The organism is Robinsoniella sp., from assembly GCF_034124845.1.
On the sequence record NZ_JAWYAJ010000041.1, the window covers coordinates 1 to 4326 of the forward strand.

The 4326-nt window shown below is 37.6% G+C and carries 4 protein-coding genes; 1 reads left to right on the forward strand and 3 read right to left on the reverse strand.

Annotation, left to right across the window (positions count from 1 at the left end):
* Positions 1–338 precede the first annotated feature (338 nt).
* Positions 339–1205 (forward strand): hypothetical protein, encoded by an 867-nt coding sequence (locus ACH2DQ_RS01970; protein ID WP_394916076.1) that lies wholly within the window; start codon positions 339–341, stop codon positions 1203–1205.
* Here ACH2DQ_RS01970 and ACH2DQ_RS01975 read toward each other — a convergent pair.
* The 3 genes from ACH2DQ_RS01975 to ACH2DQ_RS01985 form a co-directional block, all read right to left on the reverse strand.
* Positions 1197–1319, reverse strand: coding sequence for a DUF6783 domain-containing protein (locus ACH2DQ_RS01975; RefSeq protein WP_394916087.1), 123 nt, complete (start codon positions 1317–1319; stop codon positions 1197–1199). The genes ACH2DQ_RS01970 and ACH2DQ_RS01975 overlap by 9 nt on opposite strands.
* Before the next feature lie 42 nt (positions 1320–1361).
* The gene (locus ACH2DQ_RS01980) at positions 1362–3566 is read right to left on the reverse strand and encodes a DUF5722 domain-containing protein (protein ID WP_394916077.1); all 2205 of its coding nucleotides are present in this window, start codon (positions 3564–3566) and stop codon (positions 1362–1364) included.
* Between the two features lie 62 nt (positions 3567–3628).
* Positions 3629–4326 (reverse strand): helix-turn-helix transcriptional regulator (locus ACH2DQ_RS01985; protein ID WP_395025301.1); only part of this gene is annotated, 698 nt, incomplete at its 5' end.

Below are 4326 nucleotides of genomic sequence, written 5' to 3' on the forward strand. Positions count from 1 at the left end.
TGTCCTGGTCCGCCCCCTTCTCTTTCCGTACACTACCTATCATTTACAAAGCGTCTTTTATCAGCTAAACCCCAATATAGTGTTTTAAAACCGGCTAGACTATTAGTGGAATAAACCCTTGCATTATTCTTACAGTTATGTTATATTAAAAAATAATAAGAGATTCACCCGATCTATTTATGTGTATTTAATGATTTTTCATTTTCTGTGTAAACTTCTGATTTATTCAAATCAAAACCCCTATTTGTTAAGCAAAGTATGATGATACGTATATATTTAAAAGTTATTCTCTTTTTCATGTAATATATGTATAATGGTACATTTGCACGTGAAGGAGAGTGCTGTCGCTGGAAGGAATTGCGTATCAAAACAAAGATATTTTATCTAAAATTTTTGCTGAGTCACTAAAAGAGAAATCATTTTCTGTTTACGGAATTGATTTACCGAAGATTATTGAGGTACTGCCAACCAATCTGCCTGGCATTCAGGTTAATGAACTGAGATTGGATAATTTGTTTTTGCTGGAAGATAACAGCATTGTGCTGGTAGATTATGAAAGTAAATTTTTAAATAATGATATTTTAGGTTATCTGGACTATGTCTGCAGAATATTAAAAAGGCTGGGAAAGGGATGGATGGGGGTGAAAATACGGGTTTTAATCCTGTATACCTCCGATGTGGAACAGGCAAACGATGTTTTGGATATTGGATGCCTCACTTTTAAAATTGAGCAGGCATTTTTATGCGGCTTAGACACAGACCGTATTTTTGAAAATATAAAGAAGAAAATAAAATGCCTTAAGAAACTGACAGATGATGAAAAAATGCAAATGATTATATTACCATTGACAGTAAAAGGAAAAGAAGATAAACAAGTTCTTCTAAAAGAGATCATCTTGTTAGCAAAAGAAATAGAAGATGAAAACGACCGAACGTTTATTATGGCAGGACTGCTGACTTTCGCTGATAAGATTATAAGCAGTCAGCTGGCAGAAGAGATAAGGAGGGAAATTCGTATGTTGAAAGTAGAGAAAATTATATTTGAGGAAGGGTTGGAGGAAGGTATTGTGGAAGGCGAACACAGAAAGCAGATTAAGATTGCAGAAAACATGATTCGTGCCGGGAAAACCATACAGGAGATAGCAGAATTCACAGAGATGGCAATGGAAGATATCCTGAAGATACCTAAAAGTATATCAATGTAAGAGAATAGGAAAACTGCATGATCTGTCCCGAATGAAGGGCACATAGCGGGCTATGTAACCTGAATTCGGGGCAAATATGCCGCAAAGTGGGGCGTGCAGATGGCGGGGATGAATTTAAAAACACGCTCTAGCTTAAAAGTCTGCTGGCATGGAGATTTATTTACGGTACATTTTATAGATCCTGTTGGGTGTGTAGCCGGGAACGGCCTTCTTCCAACTGGATTTACCAATGGTTTTCAAATATTTGTTGGTATACTTACCGGAATTTTTGGTGTCCATGTATTTGAACACATTATATGCTTTTTTACCGCTGATGCCCATATACAGACCCTGTGCTGTTTCACCGGGTTCGTCAGCATAACTTCTTATGATAAAGGAATCGATCATCGGATTACATGCCGCTTTGTAGTATCCGTATGCGATTGCTGCTGCCTGTACGTCTTCTCCTTTTGAGGAACTGAATCCCTGTTCGGATAAGATAATACGGGTATTTGAGCCATAGTGCTTTTTAACGTAATTGGTTAATACCTGTATATTTTCCATCGTGACATAAGGTGAATCTTCTTTGGAAGAAATAGCACTGTTATTCCAGAAATCAGGACTGGTTAACGGAGCCGGATAGGCGTGAAATGCCACATTCCAATCAATTCCGCTCTGCATACTTTTTATTTTCTTAGCAAAGGAATTCATAAAGTCTTTTGCCGTATAACCTGCATCGGCGGTATTCCAGCAATGATCCAGACAGATGAATACTTTGGAATTATTCCAGTTGCTCTTTGCCGCGTTATATAGGGAACGGAAAGCATAAGAGTAAGAATTGATAAATTTATTCTTGCTCATACTTCCTTTATAGTTCCAAAGATTACAGGAATTTACTTCATTACCTAAAACCCAGTTGGATATCAGGCAATCACTGGTGCTGAATTTTGAGGCAAGGAAACTGAAGATTGCTTCCATTTTTTCTCTTGCCGCTTTGTTCGAAGTATTCCAGGTATAAAGGATATGTCCTTCGCTTCTTGCTTCGGGAGCAATCAAATCCTGATAACTTCCATCTCCCCAATCCAGGCCTAACTGTAACGTTACATTAATGCCCTTTGAGTTAAATTCGGATACTGCAATTTCATATCCCCTTAAACTGTTAAATCGATAAGTTTTTCCGTTATATTTATAAGTCGTATCCGGATTCGATAAAATAGTGGATGCGTATAAGTTTAGAAATGTGTTCTTGGCATCAACTCTTTCCACATCCTGAGTAGTTGTAAACTGTATCCCTTTTTTTGTCTTACCGGTTTCATAGGTATGTCGGTTTTGGGCAGTGTTTTCGGGACTCGTTACGTATTTGGAACTGCTGATCACTTTATATCCTTTTTTCTGTTTGACTGCAATGGCGTATTTAGCCATTATATATCCTTTATTGGGTTCGGCAGTATTCAGGGTAAAACTTACGGAAGTTTTCTTTGGTGATTTTGCAGCTCTTTTTAAAATCTTACCGGAAGCCGGATCCACGGTAACGAGATAGTAGTAGGAATCTGTGCTTTTAATCCGTTTGGTGATTTTGGCTTTAATGTAAATTTTATCCACACCGCTGCCTTTACAGCTTGTGATTCGTGCTGAATTGGATTTTGGGGCGTATTCTTTTAGCTTTTTCCATTTTGCATATACCGAAATGTTACCACTGGTTCCAGCTGTAATATTTTTGATTTGCTTTTTGTATTGTTTATCCAGAAACCATCCGGAAAAGGAATACCCATTCCGGGATGGAGTTCTTAATGTTACATTTTGTGATGTCAAATAGGAAGCAGGATTTCCCAGAGCATTTTTTCCGCCGTTTAATATGTAGGTTATCGTGTACGTAGTATTTTTTGTATTTACTTTATCGGAAGAGGATACTTCCGTTTGGTTTGCTTTCCCACGTTGCTGTTTTGATCCCAATGATATATCCGCAGATTCTTCTTCCGGTTTTGTAAGAGGTTCTGTTACTTTTTCTGTAATTTCTGTTTCTGTCATATTCGGTTCTGTAATTTCTGTCTCATCTTTTTTTTCGGTCAGAGGTGTTTCAGATTCGGAAGAAGAGGTCTGGTTATTCGAGTTGAAGTCCGATTCATCTGAAGTTTCAGGATTTCCATTTACAGATTCCGTCGAACTAGGTGTATTGTTCTCGCGTTCTCCTGCTTCAGTTTCATTTGTTTCTGTTATCGGAAGTCCTGCCATTGCTGCTTGATTCTTTTGATTTTGATAATCCTGTGCCGTATTTGCTGTCAATGGTGCTTCTGCTGCCAGTGCAGTAACTTGGTTCGTAGGTAGAGCTGTCGGAATAGCGATCGATAGCGCTAAGAGGACTGCCATTAATTTCTTTTTCATATAAATCTCCCATCCTGCATATTTTTTACGCATGAAAATAATTTAATAGAATTAAAATATATTTAACTTTTATTACGAAGTGCATAATCTTTTGGAGAGTATCCGTAAGATTTTTTGAAACGTTTACTGAAGTAAAAGACATCCGAATATCCCACCTGCTCCGCTATTTCAGAAATTTTATATTGATTGGATTCCAAAAGTCGTTTGGAGGCTTCCATACGAACATTTGTAATATATTGGAGTATGGATATGTCATTTACTTTCTTAAACACGCTGCCCATATAAGAGGGGTTTAACTGAAAAATATCACCGATCTGGGCTACGGATAGATCCTGGTTATGGTAGTGTTCATCAATATAGGACATCAGTTTTTTACTCAGTGCCACATCAGAAGGAGAGGTGTCATTTTGCTGGATGCATTGCAGCCCGTAATGGATTGCTGTATTTTTTAAACTTTCCAGTGTATACTCTTCATCCAATATGGAAGAAATAAATTCATTTATGTTTGTGGGTGTATTCTCCAGTATGTGATAATAAATATGGAAGGTCATAAATAATTCCGTTACGATCAGATACAGATAGTCCACACTGTGCTTTTTCTCAATGGATGAAAATAACACTTCAATGTAATCTGAAAATGTCTTCTCATCTTTACCATTGAGATGTAAGGTAATGTTTTGTCTGATTTTAGGCAGATCAATGGAATAATCAGGTTCCCGGGTGGCGGCATACTCCAGCAGGAGGTTTGAGCCGGACGAAA

Bases quoted from the DNA above. Each gene is read 5' to 3' on its own strand.
- ACH2DQ_RS01980 (WP_394916077.1), bottom strand. From the start codon at position 3,566: ATGAAAAAGAAATTAATGGCAGTCCTCTTAGCGCTATCGATCGCTATT.